Annotated in this window: 22 protein-coding genes; 11 read left to right on the top strand and 11 right to left on the bottom strand. The window is 65.7% G+C overall.

The window, feature by feature from the left end; all coding sequences use genetic code 11:
- The first annotated feature begins 70 nt into the window (after positions 1–70).
- Entirely contained in the window at positions 71–2,122 is a 2,052-nt protein-coding gene (locus ACX9NE_RS27640; RefSeq protein ID WP_459364902.1) for a beta strand repeat-containing protein, read from the top strand.
- A gap of 153 nt (positions 2,123–2,275) precedes the next feature.
- Here the strand turns inward: ACX9NE_RS27640 and ACX9NE_RS27635 are convergent, their stop codons facing one another.
- The 4 genes from ACX9NE_RS27635 to dnaK are packed head-to-tail and all read right to left on the bottom strand — an operon-like array spanning position 2,276 to position 6,392.
- Positions 2,276–2,662: a heat shock protein transcriptional repressor HspR gene (locus tag ACX9NE_RS27635; protein WP_459364900.1), complete on the bottom strand. Its 387-nt coding sequence runs from the start codon at positions 2,660–2,662 to the stop codon at positions 2,276–2,278.
- Positions 2,662–3,831, bottom strand: coding sequence for a molecular chaperone DnaJ (gene dnaJ, locus ACX9NE_RS27630; RefSeq protein ID WP_459364899.1), 1,170 nt, complete (start codon positions 3,829–3,831; stop codon positions 2,662–2,664). The genes ACX9NE_RS27635 and dnaJ overlap by 1 nt, the downstream gene beginning before the upstream one ends.
- Before the next feature lie 60 nt (positions 3,832–3,891).
- Positions 3,892–4,527, bottom strand: a complete 636-nt coding sequence (gene grpE, locus ACX9NE_RS27625) for a nucleotide exchange factor GrpE (protein WP_459364898.1) — start codon at positions 4,525–4,527, stop codon at positions 3,892–3,894.
- The gene (dnaK, locus tag ACX9NE_RS27620; protein WP_459364897.1) at positions 4,524–6,392 is read right to left on the bottom strand and encodes a molecular chaperone DnaK; all 1,869 of its coding nucleotides are present in this window, start codon (positions 6,390–6,392) and stop codon (positions 4,524–4,526) included. Before dnaK ends, grpE begins: the two co-directional genes overlap by 4 nt.
- Before the next feature lie 349 nt (positions 6,393–6,741).
- On the opposite strand from dnaK, the gene ACX9NE_RS27615 reads away from it, so the two are divergent.
- Complete coding sequence (locus ACX9NE_RS27615) at positions 6,742–7,341, top strand: DNA-binding protein (protein WP_459364896.1); 600 nt, start codon at positions 6,742–6,744, stop codon at positions 7,339–7,341.
- Entirely contained in the window at positions 7,326–7,988 is a 663-nt protein-coding gene (locus ACX9NE_RS27610; protein ID WP_459364895.1) for an RES family NAD+ phosphorylase, read from the top strand. Before ACX9NE_RS27615 ends, ACX9NE_RS27610 begins: the two co-directional genes overlap by 16 nt.
- Before the next feature lie 122 nt (positions 7,989–8,110).
- On the opposite strand, the gene ngg is transcribed toward ACX9NE_RS27610, so the two are convergent.
- On the bottom strand, positions 8,111–9,910 hold the full coding sequence (gene ngg / locus ACX9NE_RS27605; protein WP_459364894.1) for an N-acetylglutaminylglutamine synthetase: 1,800 nt from the start codon (positions 9,908–9,910) through the stop codon (positions 8,111–8,113).
- 135 nt (positions 9,911–10,045) lie between these two features.
- Here ngg and ACX9NE_RS27600 point away from each other — a divergent pair, with 135 nt between their 5' ends.
- Together ACX9NE_RS27600 and ACX9NE_RS27595 are read left to right on the top strand one after the other, a co-directional pair.
- Entirely contained in the window at positions 10,046–10,687 is a 642-nt protein-coding gene (locus ACX9NE_RS27600) for a TetR family transcriptional regulator (protein ID WP_459364893.1), read from the top strand.
- A complete protein-coding gene (locus tag ACX9NE_RS27595; RefSeq protein ID WP_459364892.1) occupies positions 10,684–11,349 on the top strand; it encodes an enoyl-CoA hydratase-related protein in 666 nt (221 codons plus the stop codon). The genes ACX9NE_RS27600 and ACX9NE_RS27595 overlap by 4 nt, the downstream gene beginning before the upstream one ends.
- Here ACX9NE_RS27595 and ACX9NE_RS27590 read toward each other — a convergent pair.
- Together ACX9NE_RS27590 and ACX9NE_RS27585 are read right to left on the bottom strand one after the other, a co-directional pair.
- Positions 11,291–12,349 (bottom strand): DUF4185 domain-containing protein, encoded by a 1,059-nt coding sequence (locus ACX9NE_RS27590; protein WP_459364891.1) that lies wholly within the window; start codon positions 12,347–12,349, stop codon positions 11,291–11,293. The two genes, ACX9NE_RS27595 and ACX9NE_RS27590, sit on opposite strands and share 59 nt — an antisense overlap.
- Positions 12,350–12,352: 3 nt before the next feature.
- Positions 12,353–12,514: a hypothetical protein gene (locus tag ACX9NE_RS27585; protein ID WP_459364890.1), complete on the bottom strand. Its 162-nt coding sequence runs from the start codon at positions 12,512–12,514 to the stop codon at positions 12,353–12,355.
- Positions 12,515–12,645: 131 nt separating this feature from the next.
- Here ACX9NE_RS27585 and ACX9NE_RS27580 point away from each other — a divergent pair, with 131 nt between their 5' ends.
- The 5 genes from ACX9NE_RS27580 to ACX9NE_RS27560 all read left to right on the top strand — a co-directional run bounded on the left by ACX9NE_RS27580 (position 12,646) and on the right by ACX9NE_RS27560 (position 17,950).
- Entirely contained in the window at positions 12,646–14,070 is a 1,425-nt protein-coding gene (locus ACX9NE_RS27580; protein WP_459364889.1) for an amino acid permease, read from the top strand.
- Positions 14,071–14,173: 103 nt separating this feature from the next.
- Positions 14,174–14,740 (top strand): hypothetical protein, encoded by a 567-nt coding sequence (locus tag ACX9NE_RS27575; protein ID WP_459364888.1) that lies wholly within the window; start codon positions 14,174–14,176, stop codon positions 14,738–14,740.
- A 19-nt stretch (positions 14,741–14,759) separates the two neighbouring features.
- Positions 14,760–15,467, top strand: coding sequence for a hypothetical protein (locus ACX9NE_RS27570; RefSeq protein ID WP_459364887.1), 708 nt, complete (start codon positions 14,760–14,762; stop codon positions 15,465–15,467).
- 86 nt (positions 15,468–15,553) lie between these two features.
- The gene (locus ACX9NE_RS27565; protein ID WP_459364886.1) at positions 15,554–16,099 is read left to right on the top strand and encodes an oligopeptide transporter substrate-binding protein; all 546 of its coding nucleotides are present in this window, start codon (positions 15,554–15,556) and stop codon (positions 16,097–16,099) included.
- A gap of 84 nt (positions 16,100–16,183) precedes the next feature.
- Positions 16,184–17,950 carry an Hsp70 family protein gene (locus ACX9NE_RS27560; RefSeq protein WP_459364885.1) on the top strand — a complete coding sequence of 589 codons (1,767 nt, stop codon included), beginning with the start codon at positions 16,184–16,186 and terminating at the stop codon, positions 17,948–17,950.
- A 4-nt stretch (positions 17,951–17,954) separates the two neighbouring features.
- Here the strand turns inward: ACX9NE_RS27560 and ACX9NE_RS27555 are convergent, their stop codons facing one another.
- The 4 genes from ACX9NE_RS27555 to ACX9NE_RS27540 form a co-directional block, all read right to left on the bottom strand.
- The gene (locus ACX9NE_RS27555; RefSeq protein ID WP_459364884.1) at positions 17,955–19,094 is read right to left on the bottom strand and encodes a hypothetical protein; all 1,140 of its coding nucleotides are present in this window, start codon (positions 19,092–19,094) and stop codon (positions 17,955–17,957) included.
- Between the two features lie 139 nt (positions 19,095–19,233).
- Positions 19,234–20,727, bottom strand: a complete 1,494-nt coding sequence (gene iniC, locus ACX9NE_RS27550; RefSeq protein ID WP_459364883.1) for an isoniazid-induced dynamin-like GTPase IniC — start codon at positions 20,725–20,727, stop codon at positions 19,234–19,236.
- The gene (locus ACX9NE_RS27545) at positions 20,724–22,565 is read right to left on the bottom strand and encodes a dynamin family protein (RefSeq protein ID WP_459364901.1); all 1,842 of its coding nucleotides are present in this window, start codon (positions 22,563–22,565) and stop codon (positions 20,724–20,726) included. Before ACX9NE_RS27545 ends, iniC begins: the two co-directional genes overlap by 4 nt.
- A 104-nt stretch (positions 22,566–22,669) precedes the next feature.
- Positions 22,670–23,533, bottom strand: coding sequence for a hypothetical protein (locus tag ACX9NE_RS27540; RefSeq protein WP_459364882.1), 864 nt, complete (start codon positions 23,531–23,533; stop codon positions 22,670–22,672).
- A 126-nt stretch (positions 23,534–23,659) separates the two neighbouring features.
- On the opposite strand from ACX9NE_RS27540, the gene ACX9NE_RS27535 reads away from it, so the two are divergent.
- Positions 23,660–23,912, top strand: a 253-nt coding sequence (locus ACX9NE_RS27535) for a hypothetical protein (RefSeq protein WP_459364881.1), incomplete at its 3' end; no start/stop codon positions are given.

The raw sequence follows: 23,912 nt of genomic DNA, 5'->3' as shown, positions 1-23,912 counted from the left end.
GCTCAACTACACCATCACCGTTTCCGAAATCACCGGATACTTCAACCTCGATGTGTTCGGCGATATCCCGGTGATCGGTAACATCACCCCAGCCGATATCGACGGGTTCACGATTCAGTCGATTCCCTTCAGCGGACTCGACGACGATATCGGCGGTAAGGTCGTCGGCACGATTGGCCCAATCTCCTTCTCGGACATCACATTCAGCGTCGCCAGTCCCGCGGTGAACCTCAACTTCGGCAACGCCGATGGCTCGCCCGTGGTGGACATCGGTGGCAACGGCAGCGTCGGCCCCATCTACATCCCGCTCATCGACATCCCGGCCAGTGCGGGGTACTTCAACTCCACCACCCTTCCGTCGTCGGGCTTCTTCAACGCCGGCACCGGCAGCTCTTCGGGATTCCTCAATGTCGGCGCCAACAATTCGGGCTGGCAGAACGTTTCAATCGGCAGCATCGGAAGCTCGGGGATCAAGAACTGGGGCGGGTCCCTTTCGGGCCTGGCGAACTTGGGCAACACCATGTCGGGCTGGTTCAACACCAGTTCGCTGGATCTGTCCACGCCGGCCAACGTCTCGGGTTACCAAAACCTCGGCAGCAACCTGGCCGGATTGTTCCGCGACAGTACCGGCACGATCTTCAATCTCGGCCTGGCCGACCAGGGCATGCTCAATCTGGGCAGCGCAAACATCGGCGACTACAACGTCGGCGGCGGCAACATCGGCGGCTACAACCTTGGCGGTGCGAACATCGGCGACCACAACGTCGGCGGCAGCAACATCGGTAGCGCCAACTTGGGCGCTGGGAACATCGGCAGCGGCAACGTCGGGTTCGGCAATGCCGGCAGCGCACTGACGGCGGGACTGAACAACATCGGTATGGGCAATACCGGAAGCTACAACTTCGGCTGGGGCAATACCGGCGACGGCAATATCGGCTTCGGCAACACCGGCAGCCGAAACATCGGTATTGGGCTGACCGGCGAAAACCAACGCGGCTTCGGCGGCCTGAACTCCGGCAGCGGCAACATCGGTTTGTTCAATTCCGGCACCAACAACGTCGGCATCGGGAACTCGGGCACCGGCAACTGGGGCATCGGCAACTCCGGCAACTACAACACCGGTATCGGCAACACCGGCAGCACCAACACCGGGCTGTTCAACTCCGGCATCGCCAATACCGGGATCGCCAACTCCGGCGACTACAACACCGGATTCTTCAACGCAGGCGAAACCAATACCGGCAGCTTCAACACCGCGGACCACAACTCGGGGGGCTTCAACTCGGGCAACTACAACACTGGCTATTTCAACGCCGGCAACTACAACACCGGCCTGGCAAACAGCGGCGACGTCAACACCGGAGCCTTCGACTCGGGCGACTACAACAACGGCTTTTTCTGGAGAGGCGACCATGAAGGCCTGGTTCACCTCTCGTACAAGGTGACCATTCCGGAATTCCCGTACCAAGGCGACGTGCACGGTGACGTCGTGCTGCCAATCCAGGGCGAAATCAACAAAATCACTCAGGACATGTTCACCATTTCGCGGATTCCGATCAAGGTTCAACTGGAGCAAAAGGTTTGCTATCCCATTCCCTATCCGCCATGGTGGCAGTGCTCGACAATAACGATCACGGTCTATGACGGTGGCGTCGGCGGATGGACTGTTCCGGCGAGTGTGCTGTCCCAGCCAATTCCCATCGATAGCACCGTTAAGGCGACGTTTGATAAGTTCGGCCACGGCACCGCAGGGCCCTACTCCTTCGGTTTCGACTTCGAGCAGGGACCGGGATTCTTCAATTCAACGACGAGTCCGTCGTCGGGCTTCTTCAACTCTGGCGGTGGTAGTTCCTCCGGATTCTTCAACACCGGCGCCGGCAGTCTGTCTGGCCTGCTGAACCTCGGAACCAACCACTCAGGCATCTGGAACGCCGGCGGATTGGAAGACTCGGGCTTCTTCAACTTCGGCACGCTCGAATCTGGCCTGTTGAATAAGGGCAACACCGTTTCGGGGGTCTTCAACACCAGCTCAGTGGACGTCGCGACGCAGGCTTTCGTGTCCGGCGTCGCAAACATTGGCACCCAGGTGTCTGGCTTCTTCCACGATCTCAGGCTGCCGTGACAATCGTTCGCTCGCCCGCTACCGCGGGCTCCGCTCACCGGCGCGGCTCACCGGCTACATCCGATGGCGCCGTTCGCTCGCCCGCTACCGCGGGCTCCGGCTTATGGCGCCGTTCGCTCGCCCGCTACCGCGGGCTCCGCTCACCGGCGCGGCTCACCGGCGCCGCGGCTGCCAGACGACCAGCGCCGTGCTCTTGGGCACCACCGCGACCTCGCGCCGCTGGTTGGCCCGCAGCACCGCCAGTTCCTCGGCCATTTCCTTCAACCTGGACTGCAGCGCTTCGACCTGATTGGTCAGCTCGATGATGCGCTTGATGCCGGCGAGGTTCACGCCCTCGTCCTGCGACAGCCGCTGCACCTCCCGCAGCAGGTTGACGTCATGTTCGGAATAGCGACGGCCGCCACCGGGAGTGCGTTGGGGCCTGACCAGGCCGAGCCGGTCGTAGGTGCGCAGCGTCTGCGCATGCATGCCGGCCAGCTCAGCGGCCACCGAGATCAGAAAGGTCCTCGACTCCTCACTTTTCTTCGGGTTCATGGCCATCAGCGATTACCCGCCCATCCGGCCCTGGGGTCGAAGCCGCTGGATCGTTCGGCCGCCGCATAGGCTTCCAGCGCCTCCCGAGCCGCGCCCTCCACGTTCGGCGGGACCGCGACCTTGACGGTGACGAGCAGGTCGCCGCTGCCGCCGCTGCGCTTGGGCACACCGCGTCCACGCACCCGAAGGATCCGGCCGTCCGCGGTACCCTTGGGCACCCGAACGCCGACCTTGCCATCCAGCGTGGGCACTGAAAGCGTTGAGCCCAAAGCCAATTCGGTGAAGCTAACCGGTACGGTCACGGTGAGGTCGTCGCCGTCGCGGCCGAACACCTTGTCCGGGCGCACATGGACGGTGACATACAGGTCACCCGACGGAGCACCGCGCAGCCCGGCCTCACCCTGCCCGGCCAGCCTGATCCGCTGACCGTCCTCGACACCGGGTGGGATCCGCACGTTGATGGTCCGGGTGCGGGTAGTGGCCCCGTTGCCGCCACACTCCTCACACGGGTGCTCGATGATCGAACCGCTGCCCCGGCATTCGGTGCAGGGCTCGGAGAAACCGAATGCACCCTGGTTGCGGCTGATCACCCCCGAGCCGTTGCAGTTCGGGCACACCTTCGGGCTGGTGCCCGGACGCGCGCCGCTGCCATGGCAATTGGTACACGGCGCCGGGCTGGTCAGCCGTAGCGGCATCGCCACACCCTTGGCGGCCTCGACGAAATCCAGTTCCGTCTCGGTCTCCAGGTCGTTGCCGCGCCGCGGCCTACTCGGCCGGGTGCTGCCACCGCGGCCGAACAGGCCGCCGAACAGGTCGCCGATGTTGGCGCCGCCGGACCGGCCGGCGGCGTCGAACAAGTCGTTCAGGTTGAACTCGGCGCCATCGCCACCTCCGCCGAAGCCGCCGAAACCACCCGCATCGAACCGACGGCCACCAAAGCCGCCGCCGGCGAACAACCGGCGGGTTTCGTCGTACTCTTTGCGTTTGGCTTCATCAGACAAGACGCTGTACGCCTCGGAGACGGCTTTGAACCGTTCGGCTCCGGCGGGATTCTTGTCCGGATGCAGATCGGAGGCCAGCTTGCGGTACGCAGTCTTGATCTGCTTGGCGTCGGCATCGGAGGGGACGCCAAGCTCCTTATAGAAGTCTTTTTCGACCCATTCACGTTGAGCCATGTCGCGTCACCTCCTTACCTCTCTCGTTGATTCTGTTGATTCTGTGCCTTGAAAGTGGAATCAGTCACCGGAGCCGTCGGCGTTATCGGTCGTGTCGGCCTGTCCGGTTTCATTCGCGTCGACCGGATCGTGCTCGGCAGGCCGATCGGCGACGGTTTCGACGACCGCGACCAGTGCATTGCGCAACACGTGCTCGCCCAGCTGGTAGCCCTGTCGCATCACCGTGCCGATCACCGGCTTCGCGTCTTGGCCGCCACTGCCCTCGTGCTGCACGGCTTCGTGTAACACCGGGTCGAAATCCTCACCTTCTTCACCAAATGGCTTGAGCCCCAGGCCAGTCAACACGTTCATCAGCTTGTCGGCGACGGCCTTGAGCGGACCGGACTCCAAATCACCGTGCTTGCGCGCCCGCTCGATGTCGTCCACCGCGTGCAGCAGTTCGCCGACCACGGCGGCCCTGGCTCGTTCGGCCGCGGCCTGCTGGTCGCGCATCGCCCGTTTGCGGTAGTTGGCGAAGTCCGCCTGCACCCGTTGCAGGTCGGCGGTCAGCTCCGCCACCTTGTCCGACGAGTCGGGCGCGACCGCCGCTCCCGGCGCCGGAGCGCCGGGAGGGCTGTGCCGCACTTCACCAGTTTCGGGATCGATCCGCCGCTTGTCGGTGACAGTCACCGGCTCCTGTGGATTTCCGTCCGTCACTTGGACTCCCGGTCGTCGTCGACCACCTCCGCGTCCACGACGTCGTCCGAGCCGGCCTGGTCGAACCCGCCACCTGGCTGTCCGCCACCGGCGGCGGCGCCCTCGGCCTGCGCGGCCTCGTAGATCGCCTGTCCGAGCGCCTGGGACTCTTGGCCCAGCTTCTCCATCGCCGACTTGATCGCGCTGATGTCATCACCGGCCAATGCCGCCTTGGCCTCGCCGACCGCGGCTTCCACCTTGGTCAGCGTATCCTCGGGGACCTTGGACCCACCCTCGGCCTCGCGTTGCTCCTTGACGAATTTCTCCGTCTGGTAGACCAGCGTCTCGGCCTGGTTGCGAACGTCGGCTTCTTCGCGCCGCTTGCGGTCTTCGTCCGCGTGCGCTTCGGCATCCTTGATCATCCGGTCGATCTCTTCCTTGGAGATGCCGGAGCCCTCCTGGATGCGGATCGTGTTCTCCTTGCCGGTTCCCTTGTCCTTGGCCGTGACGTGCACGATGCCGTTGGCGTCGATGTCGAACGTGACCTCGATCTGGGGGACACCGCGCGGCGCCGGCGCGATGCCGGTCAGCTCGAACGAACCGAGCAGCTTGTTGTGCGACGCGATCTCGCGCTCACCCTGGTAGACCTGAATCTGTACCGACGGCTGGTTGTCGTCGGCCGTGGTGAAGGTCTCCGACCGTTTCGTCGGGATGGTGGTGTTGCGCTCGATGAGCTTGGTCATCACGCCGCCCTTGGTCTCGATACCCAGGCTCAGCGGCGTAACGTCAAGCAGCAGAACGTCTTTCACCTCACCCTTGAGGACGCCGGCCTGCAAAGCTGCGCCGACCGCCACAACTTCATCGGGATTCACTCCCTTGTTGGGCTCCTTGCCGCCGGTCATCTCCTTGACCAGGTCGCTGACCGCGGGCATGCGGGTCGAACCGCCGACCAGCACCACGTGATCGATGTCGCTCACCGAGATCCCGGCGTCGGCGATCACCGACTGGAACGGTTTGCGGGTACGGTCCAGCAGGTCTTGGGTGATGCGCTGGAATTCGGCCCGGGTGAGCTGCTCGTCGAGGAACAGCGGGTTCTTGTCCGCGTCGACGGTGATGTAGGGCAGGTTGATCGAGGTGCTCTGCGAGCTCGAGAGTTCGATCTTGGCCTTTTCGGCGGCTTCCCGAAGCCGCTGCATAGCCATCTTGTCCTTGGTCAGGTCGATGCCGCTGGTGCCCTTGAACTTCTCAACGAGCCAGTCGACAACGCGCTGGTCCCAGTCGTCACCACCGAGGTGGTTGTCGCCGCTGGTGGCGCGCACCTCGACCACACCCTCGCCGATCTCGAGCAGCGAGACGTCGAAGGTACCGCCGCCGAGGTCGAAGACCAGGATGGTCTGTTCCTTCTCGCCCTTGTCCAGGCCGTAAGCCAGTGCGGCCGCGGTCGGTTCGTTGACGATGCGCAACACGTTGAGACCGGCGATCTGGCCGGCGTCCTTGGTCGCCTGACGCTGGGCGTCGTTGAAGTAGGCGGGCACGGTGATGACCGCGTCGGTGATGTCCTCACCGAGGTAGGCCTCCGCATCGCGCTTGAGCTTCATCAGCACGCGGGCGCTGATCTCGGGCGCGGTGTACTTCTTGCCGTCGATCTCGATGGACCAGTCGCTGCCCATGTGCCGCTTCACCGAACGGATGGTGCGGTCGACGTTAGTCACCGCCTGGTTCTTGGCGGGCTGGCCAACCAGCACTTCGCCGTTGCGCGCGAACGCCACGACGGATGGAGTCGTCCTTGAGCCCTCGGAATTGGCGACGACGACGGGGTCGCCACCCTCCAGAACCGAGACGACGGAGTTGGTGGTCCCGAGGTCGATGCCGACCGCACGAGCCATAGTGATTCCTCCTGTAGGTAGAGCTTCTGTCTTGCACTATGCTGAGTGAACCCCGCTCAAGACTGCTCCGGTCGGCATCATGCTGTCAACCCAGACTTGAGTCTGATTCACTCAACTTGTCGACCATGCTAACGGCATGGGTGCGAACTTTGTTCCCGGGGTCGTCCCAAGGTGTGTCGTTGTTGTCCCTGGGGGGCGCGACGAATCCCGCCACGAGTTCCGAGGCGCCGCGAATCGGCCTAATAGGACACCGACTCGAGGGCGCGAAAGCCTCTCGCCCAGTGCGCAGATCCATCTAACGGTGATATACCGCCGTTAATTAACGTTAGTACGCGTGAAGGGTTCGCCGATGGCTACTGATGAGCTGGACCAACTCTTGCTAGACCGGTTCAACTTGCACCGCTCCGACCTGATCGCGGCACTCAAGGCGCTCCCCGCGCATCGGCCGTGGGCGGCCACTCTCACCGCCGACGAGGCCCGGCTACTCGACGACGCCGGCTTCACCGAAGATCCCGAAGCGTACGCGGAGATCGCCGCCGATGTCACCGCCCACATGGCCAGGTTGTACAGCACTGCCTACACCGCCGCCGAGGTCAGAGAAGGGCTGGGCGTCAACGATTCCCGGGTGCGGCAGCGCCGCCTCGCGCACACGCTATGGGCGATCAACGACGGCGGCACGTGGGTATACCCCGCGATTCAGTTCGAGACCGTCGACCGCGGCCACGACAAGCCAGCCAAACTCAAGCAGGTCCGCGGCCTCGACGAGCTGCTGCCCGCCTTGCTCGCCAGGGAGCTGCACCCAACTGCGGTATCCGGCTTTCTCATGACCCCGCAGCCCGATTTGCGCATCGATGGTCAACCGAAGTCGGTGCGGGAGTGGCTGTTGCACGGTGAATCCGTCGAGCCCGTACTCGGACTGATCGAGATCGGCGAATGGGCGGCGACTTGACCGTCGACCCCATGCTGCCGGGCCCTCCACCACCGCACGTACTGCGTTCGCTCGGCATCGACGATGACGAGATGCGCGCGATCGAAGTCGACGAGATCTGGTGGCGCGTCCATCGCACTGAGGGCGAGCACATACTGGCGTGGAACGCATTGCGCACTTTTGGGCCGGTGCTGCGGTTCGACCCTCACCCCCTACCCAAAGCTGAACATGTGCAGCATGGCGTTTGGTACGGAACCTCAACCCCGTGCGCTGCACTCGGCGAGGCCTTCCAAGTGGACCGGACCATTGACCGTGAACTCGGCCGCCCATATCTAACCGGTTTGTCATTCACCCGCCCACTCATGGTCATCGACCTCGCCACAGACAGCCAGGGAGCGTGGACCACACGCGCCGGCGGCACGTTCGCCATCTCGACGGCCCCGCATACCGTGACTCAGCAGTGGGCGCGGCACATTACAGAGGCATTCCCCCATCTCGACGGCCTGCGCTACAACAACCGATTCGCTGGCGACCCATGCCTGGCACTGTTTACACCGGCCACATCTGCGATGCCGGCCCGGCCGAGAATATCGCTGCCCCTGGCCCATCCCGATCTAGCCGGCCGCATCGCCAGCGCAGCGAAACGTCTCGGCTACGGCGTGGTTTGACAGAGGATGCGGTTGCGGTTGGGATTCCCGACGCCCACCGCGGCAAGTCGGCACCGAGGATTCCGAAAGCTTGGTGAGAATCGCCGACCAGCCGCGCCTCAAGTGCCGGCAACGACGCGGCATCAGCCCGGCTGGCCGCCCCGGCCTTCGGTGCTTGACTCTTCCGGAGTCCAGGGCAACGGCGGTCGAGGTTGACCGGGGAACAGGAAGTCTACGAACGCCGCGACTGTGGGTTGCGGTTCGTGATTGGCCAAGCCGGGTCGCTCGTTGGCCTCGATAAAGGTGTAGTCGGCGGCCGTGACGTCAGGCACGAGAAGATCGATGCCGGCCACCGGGATTCCGATCACCTCGGCCGCCTTGACCGCTACCTGACATAACTTCTCATTCACTTGGCCGGTCACGTCACGCAACTTCCCGCCCTGATGCAGGTTGGCGGTCGCGCGAACCCGTAGCACGGTGCCTTGCGGCAATACGTCATCCAGCTGCCAACCCGCCTTGGTGATCGTCTCCTGCAGAAGGTCATCGACAGGGATGCGAGACTCACCGCCGGTAGCGGCAGAACGCCGTCGGCTCTCGGCCTCGATCAACGCGCGCACACTGTGCTTACCGGTACCGATCACTTCCGGAGGCATCCTCAACGCTGCCGCCACCACCCGGCCATCGATCACCACCAAGCGCAGGTCGTCGCCGTGCGCCCGCTTTTCGATCAAGACTTCCGGGTCCTGCTCCCTCGCTCGTGCCAACGCCGCGGTGAGCTCGTCCGGACCGTGGCCGCCAGTCACCCCCACTGTGATGCCTTTACCCTGCTCTCCGCGGCGCGGTTTGATCACAGCCTCTTGGATTTCATCGAGGAACGCATAGTCGTTTTCGTCAAACGTGGCCAGCCGCGCCCGCGGCACGACAATGCCCGCCGCCTTCACCAGACGCCGCGTCAATCGTTTGTCGTCGCATCGGCACATCGCGATTGCCGAGGTGTACTCCGACAGCGACTCGCGGGTGATGACCGTGCGGCCACCATGCGACAGGCGCATTTCTCCCGTCTCGGAGTCCAGAACCTCGACGCGGATGCCGCGGCGAAGAGCTTCTTCGGCAATGATCCGCGCGTAAGGATTGAGGTCGTCAACCGTTTCCGGCGAAGACGTGAACAACGGCTCGTTGATGGTGTTCTTTCGCTTGATCACCAGCACCGGGACGCGACGGAAGCCGAGCTTCTCATAAAGCGCGATCGCACCTTCGTTGTCATGAGCGACCGAAAGGTCGAGATACGCCTTGCCCTCTCGCCGAAAGCATTCGGCCATGGCGCGGCTCAGGGCTTCCCCGATGCCCGGGACGGCTGCGCCAGGATCCACTGCGAGAGTCCACATGCTCGCGCCTCGCTCCGGATCCGAAAAGAGCACCTCGTGGTCGACACCCGTGGCGGTGCCGATCACCGTGCCGTCGCTGCGCACTGCGACCAGGTAGGTCACCGCGTCCACGTGCAGGTGGTTGTACCAGATGGTCTCGACCGGCGCGGGAACCATTCCGCACTTCACGAAGATCCGATTCATGGCGTCAGCTTCGGCGCGGGAACCCAGGGTGCGCACCGTGACGCCCTCCAAAGACTGTGCCGAGTCGTTCGGCTCGGTCAATCGCAGCCGATAAGTGTGACTCGGGTCGATGAACAGTTCAGTGGGTGCTTTGGCAACGACGATGTGCGATTCGGGTGCATAGATACACACGTCCCGTCGTCCGGGCGCTTCGTTGCGCAAGGCTTCGACAAGCGTGGACGAGCTAGCGAAGGTCTGACCGAAGATCAGCCGGCCCCAGCCCAATTCGAGGTCAACATTTTGTTCCATCGCCTCGACCAGGTGCGGCGGCGAGGCGTCGTGAAGGCCCAGAGTGATCGCCTCTGGATGGTCTTCGGCGGCTTCCATCGCGCACATGATTCCGTGGGTCTACCCATTTCGAGGCGTGATCACCCGTCGGCGACTACACGCCGTTGTGTCATTCATCTCAGCGAACCAGCGCGACCGGCCCGCGCCGATTAACAGAGCATATGCTCTGTTACCATGGTCACTATGCCGCGGCCACGCATATACGACCCCGACACAGTGCTGGACGCCGTTGAGTCGCTGGCCGTGGCGTCCGGCCCGGGCGCGGTGACCATCCGGGCGATCAGCTCACGCACCGGCGTTTCCAATGGCGCGCTCTATCACACCTTCGGATCGCGGGCGGGACTGCTGGCACGAGCCTGGCTCAGGGCGGGACGCCGCTTCCTCGATGCGCAAACCGCAGCGGTCGACGCGGCGCTCGCCGGCCACGAAGCCCGTGTCAGCGCCGCAGTCAAAGCCGTAGCGGCGGCCGCCGACGCGCCTGCGGCATTCGCAGAGCAGCATCCTGACTCGTGCCGGCTGCTGCTGACAATGCCGCGGGAACAACTGCTCGACTCCGAGCCACCGGACGAGATCACCAAAGAGATCGGTGATCTCGAGGCACAGCTGGTCGGTCTGATGATCCGGCTGGCACGCATTGTCTGGGACCGTAAAGACGCCGCAGCGGTGGACACCATCACGATCTGCATCGTCGACTTGCCGACGGCGATCCTGCTGCGTCGCGATCGACTACATAGTCACACAGCGCGCGCGCAGTTGCGCGCCGCGGTCCAGGCAGTACTGCAAATCGAACCACCCGTGCGTCAACCCGGAAGGAAAACCCCATGACCATTAGCCTCACCTACCACGAGAAGATCGCCGTACTGGATCTCGGTGATGACGAAAACCGGTTCTCCCCAGACTTTCTCGATGCCATCAATTCCCACCTGGACGACATCGAATCCGGCGGCGCGCATGCTCTGGTTACCACGGCGACGGGCAGGTTCTATACCAACGGGCTGGACCTGGATTGGCTCGGCGCGCACGGGGAGCAAACCGAGTGGTACGTGGGCCGGGTCCAGGATCTGCTCGCGCGGGTTCTTACTTTCCCCATGCCCACCGCCGCGGCCATCATCGGTCATGCGTTCGGAGCCGGGGCCATGCTGGCCATCGCCCACGATTTTCGGGTGATGCGCACCGACCGCGGTTTCTTCTGCTTTCCCGAAGTGGACATCAACATCCCGTTCACACCCGGCATGGCGGCGTTGATCCAGGCCAAGCTGACGCCGCAGGCGGCGGTCGCGTCCATGACCGCCGGGCGCCGCTTCGGCGGTGCCGATGCCGCCGGCACCGGGATCGTCGACGCCACCGCGGGCGACGGTGAGGTGACCGACGCCGCCGTCGAACTGCTCCGACCGCTGGGCAGCAAGGATCGCGGCACCCTGGGCGCCATCAAACGGACGATGTTCGGCACTGCGGCGAAAGTGCTCGCGGCGCGTGTCGGCCGCTGACGTTGGCGACGACCAGCTGCGTGTTGTATGGCGTCCCGATCGGCGAGCCATGGACGGTTTGCGTATTCCACTGGCTGGCAAAGATTTTCATTCGCGCCAGGCGGGAACCGGGAACGATGTACCCGCCGTAGTTCTGAGCCACGAAATTCGGGCCGTCCGGATCGTGCTGCTGCATGATCACGGTCGTCGTGCCCCGGCGGAAAATTTCGGTGGGCTGCTCGGCGACCCGGATCTCCACGGCGCCGTCGGGACCGCTCCGGACGTTGAACCCGGCAAGGACAGCGAAGCCGTCGACCTCCCGAAAGCTAAGTTCACCAAACCTGGTGGCGCTGATAACGATTGGATCCTGCCCAGGAGTGCCCCAGCCGTAGTGACCGTTGCGCACATAGGGCCGCCACGAAGAGCGATCGCTGACCGTGCCGGGGTCCGTCCGGTAGAGGGTCACTCCCCGGCTGCGGTCGAAAGAATCGGCGACGATGTACACGTGGCCGTCTTTCGCGCGGTAGCCGCTGATCTGTGACTGCCCACCAGCGGCGTAGTCGCCGGGACGCCATGAGCCGCTGACCGGCTTCCAGCCTTTGGCGGGGTCGTCGCTGACCTCCACCAGCCACGAGCCGCCCTCGGGCCGCAAGTCTTTGGTGCCCACCACCAACATGTAGGTCCGCTCGCCGACCACGACACTGCCCGACGGCAGCGTGTTGGTACCGCGCGCCTGCCGCGGCGGCACGAAGAGCGGCTTCCGGCTGCCGCGTGGTCCGGTCAGCGGCGCACCGAAACTCGGGTAGCCGAAGTCGTCAAAGGTGACCGGCACCGCTACCGATGGATAGTGCGGATGGGTGCCCACCCGGTCGCCGCCGAACGAATCTCCGAACACGGCTACGTACGACCCGTCGGGAAGTTCGACGACCTCGCCCAGGTCGGCGGCTCCGATGCCGGGAACCCCGACCGGCGCGCCGGTGCCGGCCACCGGTCCGAGATTGCGCACCTCGCCGCGGCGCATCGGCTATGTGCTCTTCTCGATCAGCGACAACAGTGCCCGGGTCGGCGCGCTGGTCGGGCGGCTGGCCACTGTCGCGATGGGCACGACGTGCAATCGCTTGGCGGCCCCGGTGTAACTCAGGCTGTCCGCGACGGCGAAGAGGGACTCGAGCTGGCGAAGCTCCACCCAGCAATATCACCATCCGTGCTTTCGCTGCCGCGCACCCGGCAGGAGCGGGCCGCCATCAGTCTGCGCAATGCGGAGGGCTACTGGGGCTGTGAACTGCCGGCGTCTCGACCGTGGGATAGCCTGACGCGATGGCAGCGCCCGCACGCGCGTTGAACCGCGAAGACGCGGGTTATCACAAGGCGCTCAAGAACCGGCAGATTCAGATGATCGCCCTGGGCGGCGCGATCGGAACCGGGCTCTTCCTGGGGGCCGGCGGCCGGCTCGCGTCGGCCGGGCCGGGTTTGTTCATCGTCTTCGGTATCTGCGGGGTGTTCGTCTTTCTGATCCTCCGCGCTCTCGGTGAGCTGGTGCTGTACCGCCCGTCGTCGGGTTCGTTCGTGTCGTACGCACGCGAATTCTTCGGCGAGAAGGTGGCTTTCGCGGCCGGTTGGATGTACTTCCTGAACTGGGCCATGACCGGGATCGTGGACACCACCGCCATCGCGCAGTACTGCCGCTACTGGAAGGTGTTCCAGGTCGTCCCGCAGTGGACACTGGCACTGATCGCACTGCTCGTGGTGGTGTCGATGAACCTCATCTCGGTCAAGTTGTTCGGTGAGCTCGAGTTCTGGGCCGCCCTGGTCAAGGTGCTGGCACTGGTGACGTTCCTGATCGTCGGCACGGTCTTCCTGGCCGGACGGTTCAAGGTTGACGGACACGACACCGGGTGGTCGCTGTGGAGTCACAACGGCGGCTTGCTGCCGACCGGCCCACTGTCCCTGCTGCTCGTCACATCGGGTGTGGTATTCGCTTATGCCGCAATCGAACTCGTCGGCATCGCGGCCGGGGAGACGGCGGAGCCGGAGAAGGTCATGCCGCGGGCGATCAACTCGGTGGTATTCCGGATCGCGGTCTTCTACATCGGATCGACCGTGCTGCTGGCTCTGCTGTTGCCGTACACCGCGTACAAGGACGGCGAGAGCCCGTTCGTGACGTTCTTCAACAAGCTCGGTATCTCGTGGGGCGACGACGTGATGAACCTGGTGGTGCTCACGGCGGCGCTGTCGAGTCTGAACGCAGGTCTGTATTCCACCGGCCGGATCCTGCGCTCAATGGCGATCAATGGCAGCGGCCCGAAGTTCACCGCCCCGATGTCCAAGAACGGCGTGCCTTTCGGCGGCATTCTGCTGACCGCGGGGATCGGCCTTTTCGGCATCGCGCTCAACGCCGTCACACCCAAGCACGCCTTCGAGATCGTGCTGCACATCGCCGCTACCGGTGTCATCGTGGCCTGGGCGACGATCGTCGCGTGCCAGCTGCGGTTCCACACGTTGGCGAAGGCCGGGGACGTGGAGCGCCCGCAGTTCCGCATGCCACTGTCGCCTTACACCGGATGGATCACGCTGGCCTTCCTGGCGGGCGTGCTGGTGCTGATGATGTTCGACAGGGTGTACGGCCGGTGGATGCTGGCCGCCATGGCATTCGGGATTCCGGCGCTGATCGGCGGCTGGTTCGTCATTCGTGGCCGGGTGCGTGACGCCGCGTCCGAAACCGCGGGAACCGACGCGGAGTAACGCTTTGCCATCGGCCTAGTTCCAAGAGCGCGTCACTGCGCTGACTTGCGTTATCCCATGCGTAGTCTGGCCTCCTGGTATCGGAGATTCCGGGGAGTGGCACGTGCGGTATTTGCAGAGGGTTGGGTGGGTTCCGCTTGCCGCCGTTGTGCTCCTTGCCGGATGCACGACCACCATCGACGGCCGGCCGGTAGCCAGCCCGGGGGGCCGGGTTCCGGCCGAACCTACCTTCCCGACGCCCAGACCCAGTGTCGCCGCACCGGCGGCACCGACCACGCCCGTTGCTCTCCCGCCCATAGGTCCACCCTCGACCAACCCCACGCCCGGTACGATCACCCTCAAGCCCGACGAGAACGGCTACGTCTTCATCGAAACCAAAACCGGCCTCACCCGCTGCCAGATCAACAAAGAGAGCGTCGGCTGCGAGGCGCCGTTCACCAACTCACCACTCAAGGAGGGCGAGCACGCCAACGGCGTCCACATCACTTCCGCCGGCGACGTGCAATGGGTGCTGGGCAACCTCGGCGCCATCCCCACGGTCACGATCGAGTACAAGACATACGACGCTCAGGGCTGGACCATCGTGGCCACCAAGGACGGCACCCGCTTCTCCAACAACGGCACGGGCCACGGCATGTTCGTCAGCGTCGACAAAGTCGACACTTTCTGAGCGGGATAACATCAGAACCGTGGCACGTTACGGCCCACCAGAAGACTTCAACAATCAGCCCACCCAGTTCGGCGGCTACGGCGGATACCCACCTCATGGTCCGCCCGGGGGGCCGTCGCAGGGCCCGCCGCCGCAGGGTCCGCCCCAATACGGCCGGCCTCCGCAAGGCCCGCCTCCCCAGGGCCCGCCTCCCCAGGGCCCGCCACCCGGCGGTACGCCGCTGCAGAACCAGCCCACCGTCGAATACGGTCCCCCTGGTCAGCCGCTGCAGTACCAGCCGACCATGGAAGGTCCGCCGTCGGACCAATACGAGCCACTCGCAGCCGCTGACCCCGACGAGGAGTCTCGGCCCTGGTACCGCAAGCCGGTGACACTCATCGGCTGGGCGATCCTCGTTCTGATCCTGCTCGCCCTGATCGCCTATGGCGTCACCCAATTGCTCGGCAGCGGCAACAGCAACAGTCCCGCTCCGAGCACGTCATCTTCCACCACGACCACGACGACCACCACCACGACGACCACGACCGAGCCGACGACGACGACCAGCACCACCCCCGAACCGACCACAACGCCCCCGGCGGCTCCGCCGGCAAACCCACCACGCAATCAGCCACCCGGCACCCAGCAGCCGACCCGCCGGCCGCGCCTGCCGGACCTGCCGGACATACCGCCGACGATCACGATTCCGGGTGGGCCCACCATCACCCTGCCCAACCTGCCCCGTTAGCACTTGGTCAAGTTTTTATTGCTGATCGGTCACGGGCGGCGTGCGCCGAGTTGAGTCGCTGCGCGCAACCGATACAGTCGGCGGCCGTGACGAGGTACGACCCGCCCGATTACGGCGCCAACGACCCGACCGTCTACGGCAACTACGGCACCGGTCCTGGCGGGGGCGGGCACGGACAACCCGCTGCAGGCGGCTATCCACCTGAACCCGAACCCACACCCGGCTGGCGCAAACCCCTGGCATTGGTGGGGTGGGGCGTGCTGATCGCCCTGCTGATCGCGCTGATCATCTACGGAATCGTCCTGCTCGCTCGCGGTCGCCCCAGTCCGACCCAGGTCACCACGACGGTGACCACGGTGGCACCGGCGACGACCACCACCACTGGGCCGACCACGACCACGACTACGACCAACACCACGACCACCACGACCACCGCGACCACCACAACAACGACAGCCACGACCACCACCACGACAACGACCACACCGCCCACCACGACACCGACGCCAACGACCGCGTCGCCGACCACCACGCCCGCCAATTCCCCGGCGCCCGGCGCGATTCCCAGGCTGCCGTCGCAGATAACGTTGCCCGCGATACCCACCGTCATCAATCTGCCGCCGGGCCTGTGACCCGGTCCCGTTCCTGCCGCGACGGCTAGGGTGGGGGACGGCCGCCGACCGCAGCGAAACACACGGACACAGGGGTATGGATATATGAGCGAGTCGCTCGGGTTGTCGATCGGAGTGGCCAACTTGGTGGCGGCCCGCTCCGGTAGCGTCCCGATCTCCCGCACACCAGTCGTGACGCTGTTCGAAAACCGTCAATCCGAAGTAGGGCTGCCCGAGGAGAACCCCAATCTGACCGAACCCGGCCTGGTGCTGCGTGGGTTCGTCGAGCGGGTAGGCGATGCCGCGCCGCTGGTGGCCGCCGACGGGACGAAGTACCTGCCTCAGGCGCTGACGATCGAGGCACTCGAAGCCATGGCACGCACCGTGGGATACGGCCGGCCGATCACCGTCGCTGTCCCGGCGTACTGGTCGGACAGTCAGGTTGCCACGCTGCGTCAAGAGCTGTTCGCCCAGACCGACCTGACGGCCCGCGGCGGCATACCCACGTTGGTCTCTGATGCCCAGGCCGCATTGACCGCACTGAATGCCCGCCCCGGATTCCCACGGCAGGGCGTCGTCGCGCTGTGCGACTTCGGCGCCGGCGGCACCAGCGTCACGCTGGCCAACGCCGGACCTGAATTCCAGCAAGTAGGCAGCACGGTGCGCTACAGCGAGTTTTCCGGCGACGACATCGACCAGCTCATTCTCAGCCATCTGCTCGCCACCTCCCCCGGCATGGACAGCTCCGACGTATCCGGCAACGCGACATCCATGGGCCCGGTGACACGCATGCTCGGCGCGTGCCGCGCCGCCAAAGAACAACTCTCCGCGGCAACGGTGGCGACGGTAGCCGGTGGGGATCTGCGATTGACCCGCAGCGAGTTCGAACAACTCATCTCCGCCCCGCTTGACCGCTTCATCAGCTCCATCGGAGAAGTGTTGCAGCGCTACGGGGTTGGGCGCGCCGCCGCAGTAGCGATCGTGGGCGGCGGGGCGGCTATCCCGCTGATCACCACCCGCCTCTCCGAACGTCTGCAGGTACCCGTCTTCACCACGGCGCAACCGGCGTTCGCCGCGGCAATTGGTGCGGCGACACTTGGCGGCGTTCAGGCGGCGTCGGCGGGCGCCGCCACCGGCATCGGCCCCGCGTTGGATGTCCCGACCAGCATGGTCGACGCCGTTGGCCCGGAGACGCTGGCATCGCCGACGGCACCGGTAGACACCGAAGCCTTCCCCGACAACGCCCGTCAGACGACCGATCGTGCGCTGGCGTGGTCCGAGGACAGCGGCACCGGCATGGAACCCGTCCCCTACACGGGTCCGGCTGATTACACCGGCCCGGTCGACTCCCCGCCCCCTGCGGCACCGCCCGAACCCCGGCGTCCCGCGGAACCGGAAGTCCCGGTGTGGTATCGGCGGCCGGCCATCCTGTTGAGCCTCGCCGGAGCCGCCGCGGCCATCATCGTCGCGGTGGTGCTGGCGCTGACGCTGCGCCCGACCAACGCCAAGCCGGTAGTGACCACGTCCCAGCCGCCGCCGTACACCACCGTCGTGACCGGACCGGACAACAGCCCGACCCAGACCGTGGTCACCCCGCCGCCCGTCACCGTGACCACGACCACTACCGAACCGACGACGACAACCACCGCGCCGACCACCACGTCCACAACGTCGACCACGTCAACAACGTCGACCACAACGACGACCACGACCAGCCAGCCGACCACGACGACCACTCAGCCGACCACGACTCAGCCCACCACCACCCAGCAGACCACCACGCAGGCACCACCGACCACCACCCAGAAACCGCCGACGACGACGGCGGCGCCGGTGACGCCCACGACCGCAGCCCCCGCGCCCGGGGGTTAAGCGTTCAGTTGCCCTGCGACTCGGACCGATCAGCAACGGGGATCTCACTGATCGGCGGCGGGGGGCGCACTCCCGCACGCTCGAAGTCCTCGCGACGCACATCATCGTCGGCCACCGCGGCATCACCGGGCAGCAGCGCAGCAATGCCGTAGCGCGACCTCAGCTCGGCGACCGGCGCGTCGACCTCCGACCAGAAGTCCCATGTCCCCGAGTACAAGTCAGTCGTCATCGCCGCGCCCCGATCCCACGCCACCCACAGTTTGGCCATGTCGAGGCCCAGGTGGACGTTTCCCTCATAGTTGTCGCGCCACGACGGGTCCGCCGCGAGTCGCTCGGCATCACCCTCGTTGAGGCCTTTGTTGATATCGATCCCCATGTGATAGATCAGGATCGTCGGGAGGATGTGGCTTTCCATCATGTCGGTGTTGCCCCGCTTTGCCGCCGCGGTGAACGCCGCAACCAGCAACTCGCCCTGGGCTGAGGTGCTGTAGCCACTCAGGACGTGCAACGTGTCGTGGGGAGTGGCCCAGGCCTCGGCCAGCGCGAGCGGATGACCGGGAAACGCGTAGCCGTTTTTCCGGTAGTGCTCGAAAAAGGCCCGACCGAGTGTGCCCGCCGCCCGGTTGCCGAGCTGTTCGTATCGCGCCTGCAAGCGCGGATCGGCGGCGTCGCCCCGATAGGGCAGAAACGGACCGTAGGGGTCGTCAGGAATCCACGGTATCCCCGGAATGGTGGCCACATTGTGGCGGATCTGGTCGAACGCCACCCAGGCGACGTCATTACGCAGCAAAGCTTTCGTGGCGTCGACGAAGTCGGCGTGGACCTGCAGCGCGTCTGCGTAGGCAACCACCAGGGCGAGCTTGGCATCCTCGATTACGCCGTCGTCCAACGCCATCACTGCCAGCATCCGAATCGCGTTGAGCCGCAGCGTGTCTCCTTCCAACGCCGCGGCCAGCTCCGGCGGCGACACGGGCGGCAGAGCATTGACGTCCACGGGTCCTGGCACGCCGAACACCGTTTTGGCCGCGCCGGTGATGCCACGAACGTCGGCCGCCGACAGTGGCAAGGTATTCGCCGCGCTGGCTACTAAACGCATCGCGGCCAGCACCGCATGCGCCTCGGCGTGCGTGGCGGACACAATCATGGGGGCTCCCTTTGTTGGGTTCGGACGATCGCCGCAACGGAGACGGCCGGGTCTGAAGATAGTCGGTCATGCTTTTCGGCGACGGCGGTGTCGGGCGCAGCGGCCCAAGCGGAACCAGACCAGCATTCGACACCCGGCCCTAGCGGCGCGGAGGGAATTCCGCCAGCAACGCCTCGGCGCTGCGCACCGCCGCGCGGCAGGCGCGGGTGGTGAACGGATCGTTGAGCGGATGCTCGGTGCGGCGGCGCCAGTGCTGCGCCGCGGCGAACGCTGCCCGGGAAACCTCCTGGGGGTTGGCCCGGCACAGCTGCGGGTCAAGGCCCAGTCTGCTGGCCGGGCTGGTGCCCGAACCGCCGATCAGGCGACGCAACAGCATCATCTCGTCCTCGCTTAAAGTCGTTGTGCGCGAGGGTAGTTGACTCAAGAGCCGCAGTTCTTCGAACGCGTGGGTGTCGGCCAGCAACGGGTCGATGTCGGCGATGACGTAGGGAGTGGCCAGCACCGGATGCGCTTCGACGAAGCGGCGTAGCGACACCAGCGCGGTGTGGGCCTTGAGCATGTCGGAGCGCTGCGCGAACTGCTGGTCGATAACGTTGCGCAGAGCCACTAACCCGCTGCGCTCCAGGAGTTCGGCGGCCAGCCCCGACGCGTCGGTGACCCCGGCCGCCAGCACCGCGATGGAGATCCGGATGCCAAACATCCCGAACCGATCCAGCAGCTGGGCGCGGGTCGCCGCGTCCACCGGCAACGGGCTGTCCGGGCGTACGAAACGATCCACGCTCAACAGTGCCCGGTTGAGCTCGGTGACGTCGGAGCCGGCGAGCTTCTGCAGCGCAATGAACTCGCCTTGGCGCAACGTGCGCGCGGTCATCGCGAGCAGGCCCGATACCGGCACCACCGCCTGGCAGATGCCCGTCCTGTTCATCTCGCTGGTGAACCGTTTGGCGACGTCACCCGCGGACAGCATCGCGTCGATACGACCCGCACCGATCTCGTCCGCCCGCGATGCGACCCCGACGATTCCCAGCGCCCCCGCGGACCCACCCACCAATCCACCGATCTGTTTCAACAGCGCTACGTCGGCCGCGTTGAGGGTGCGCAGCAAGAACACCACCGCATCCACCCGCGGCACCCCGTCGGCGGGGACCAGCAGTTGCAGCGTGCGCTCGGAGGCCTCCCGGTTCAGCGATGACGTGCCCGGGGTGTCGATGATGGTGGCTTGCAACAACTCTTCTGCCGGCCACTCGACATCCAGGTGAGCCACCTCCGCGGGATTTACGGCGCGTAAGTCGAAGCTCAACCCGTCACGGTGCGTGATCGGCACGTTGCTGCGCCGTCCGCCTCGGTGGATCGCGGTGACCTTCGGCGTCGGGCCGTGCCGGAACCAGGTCACGATCCTGGTGGCCTCGGTCGCGTCCGTGGGGGCTATGTCATCGCCCACCAGCGCATTGACCAGCGTGGACTTACCGGCCTTGAGCGTGCCCGCCAGCGCGATTCGGATCGGCTCGTTGAGCCGTGCGCCGATCCGTTCCAGCTCATGGAAGACGTCCGGGCGTTGCCGATAGGCCGGTTCGCCCCGGTAAGCCCGGATGGTTCCGCCCAGGATGGCGCGGACCCGATCGCCGGTGCTCACGCTCGTCCTAGGGTCGCCTGTGGCCGCAGTTTGTCCACGTTTTCGGTTACCTGACGCAGGATGTCCAGTTGACGCTCCAATTCGCGAATCCTGGTGTCCCGCTCCACATCTTCCAGATGCGCCGCAGTGATGGTGGCCTGCAGCGATTCGTTGAGCGATCGGCTCAGTTCGTTGGCGATGTCGCGGTAGTGGTCGCGAAGTTTGCGGTGAATCGTCTTGAGCCGGTCGCGGGATTCCTTGCCGACGACGAAGGAGACTTCGTCGACGAAGCGCCGTACGTTGGCCTTGGCCTCGGCGCGGGCGCGCAACAGCCGGTTCTGCTTTTCCTCCTTGTAGGCCATCCGGCCGAGCAACAGACCCGCGCCCACCGAGACCGGGTTGAACAACCCCAGACCCGCCACCGATGAGAGCATGCCGATCATCACCACGCCGCCATAGGAACCCCGCAACCCGGACAGGGCTTTCTGTCCCTTGCCCTGCGGCTTGGATTCCAACTCGTCCAGCGCTTTGAGTTGGTCGAAGTTGGCGGCCATCAGGCGCGACGTCAGTTCGGGCGACAATACCGAATCCAGCCCAGCATCGGCGAACGACCGCGCTACGTCGTCGGCAAGGGCCGCCGAACGCTGGTAAGCCCAGACGAAGTTGTCACCGACCGCGGTGGCGATGGCGTCCTCGGCGTCGGCTCCGATCTCGGCCCAATGCAGCGTCGGGTCGCACGAGTCGATCCGCTTCTCGATGTCGTCGGTGACGGCTCGAAATCGCGCCCGCAGGTCGTGGTCGACATCGTTGCTCACGTCGGTGAATCCATCGTTGAGCACCTGCTGCCACAGTGCCGTGGCCTGAAGGGCGTTTTCGGCTTCCCGCTTGCGCCGTTGCAGATCGCCGGCCAACCGTTCCCGCAGCCCGGGGTCGTTGACGGAGGCCAGTTCCGAACCTGCTGTCATCGTTAATTGTTCTGCAGCCGAACGTATTTCACCCAAAATCTCGTCTCGCACCCGGTCGGTTTCGCGAGTGAGCACCTTTTCACTCAAAAACCTGATGATGGCAGGGAAGTTGGATTCGTCGTTGAGTTCTTTGTCGTTGAGAGTCACGGCGTGGCTGCGCAACAACGACGACACGGGGAGGATCGGCATCGACACCCGGGCGCGCTGCAGGTGATTGGCGTTGGCGTTGACGATCTCACGCCAGCGCGGATACAGGTCGGTCTTGGTAGCCACGATCACCCCGACCGGACAGATCTGGTGCGCCTTGCGCAGGAACCACATCTCGGGTTCGGTGAACTCCTGGCTGGCATCGCTGACCATGAGCATCGCATCGGCATCGGGCAGCAATCCGAGCGTCGCGGACAAGTGCGGCTGTCCGTGGCCGCCCACACCGGGAGTGTCGATGAACACCAGACCGCCTTCGAGCAGCGGGCTGGGCGCACCGATCTCCACCCGGAGCACCTGGCGTCCGCGGGCCTGCGGAGCCCGTCGCAGATCAGCATTGACCTCTTCGACCGGGATGTCCACGGTTGCGGTTTGGCCCTCCGGTCCGGCCGCGACGACCAGCCGTGCCGAGGGTTGGGCGCTGTAGCTGACGATCGTGATCAGCACAGTGGCTTCGTCGTCGCCGACCCGGGCGACCGGCAGATTCAGCAACGAGTTGAGCAATTGACTCTTGCCCTGTTTGAGTTGGCCGGCAATCACGACACGGATCCGGGGATCGGTGATCCGATCGCGGGCCCGACGCAACCGCTGCACCAAGTCGCCCCGTTTGTGCAATTCGGCGATGGCGATCGTGTGATCGATCAACTCGACGATCACGCTGACGCGCCGCGGGTCATCGGGTTGAGTCACCGTGCCGCCCCCACTTTCTTCGATCACTGCCTTTCAAATCAACGTAGGCGTACAAACCGGCGGGGACCATGCAGGTCCCCGCCGGTTTTGTTCGGGTCGGTCAATCAGAACCCGTGGTGGTCAGCCGGACCGTGCGACGCCGGAGGTTCGGTGTGCGCGGGCGGCGTGTGCGGCGCCGGGTCGTGACCGAACACCGACGGGCTCTGCGGCTCGTGGTGGGTGGGTTGGGGCTGCTCAACGGGTTGATGCTGCTGCGGAGTGAACACCGGGCCGTGGTCGGCCGGAGCCGGGTGGGCCGGCGTCCCCGCCTGCGGCGCCGGTGTCGGTGCGTGGATCACCGGCGGGGTGGTGCCACCGTGGCCGCCCGGGTCGGCAACCCCGCCGGGCGTCTGGATGACGGGACCGTGCCCACTACCGGCCGGGGGCGTCGTACCGCCGGTCCCGGCACCGCCGCCGGTGATGACCGGGCCGTGCCCGGAGGGGATCGTCGGCCCGTGGTCACCCGGGATACCGCCACCGCCGGTACCAGCACCGCCGCCGGTACCACCGGGGTTGACTCCACCCGCGCCACCCGCGCCGGTACCTCCGCCGAGTGTCGTGCCTTCCTGGCCGAGGATGTCGCCGTGCCCGCCCGCGCCGGCCCCGGCATGTGCGCCCGTCCCGGTGGCTACGCCACCTGGGCTGGTCGTTGCGGGTCCGGCGGTCACGCTGCCGGCGCCACCAGTACCGGCCTGCGCCCCGGCACCGGCTCCGGCTGCACCAGAGATCCCGGCCGGCTGCGGGGACGGGTGCCCGGCCAGCGGGGTGTTTCCACCGCCACCGATGCCCAGCCCTGCGCCACCGGCGGCACCGGCCTGACCTCCCACGCCGACACCACCCATCGGACCTGCGACGTGTGGTGTCGCAGCCCCGTTCAACGCCGCACCCTCACTGGCGATGAGTCCGGCTTGGCTCCCTGCGCCGGCCATGCTGCCGGCAGCGGCCGCGTGACCGCCAAGGGCCGCCTGGCTGGACAGACCCGCCTGGCTAGACAGACCCGCCTGGCTAGACAGACCCGCCTGGCTAGACAGACCCGCCTGCCCGGCGAGACTTGCTTGCCCACCCGCTACGGCGCCAGCCTGGGCGCCGCCGCCAAGGGCGCCGCCAACCTGACCGCCGGCACCAACCGCGCCACCAAGCTGGCCACCGGCACCAACCGCGCCGCCAACCTGACCACCAGCGCCGATACCGCCGCCAATCGCACCACCAGCCTGACCGCCTGCACCTACCGCGCCACCAACCTGACCACCGGCACCTACCGCGCCACCAACCTGACCACCGGCACCTACCGCGCCACCAACCTGACCG

Source organism: Mycobacterium sp. ML4, assembly GCF_054515735.1.
The sequence above is the reverse complement of the archived record's forward strand: the minus strand, read 5'-3'. Positions and strand labels throughout refer to the sequence as shown.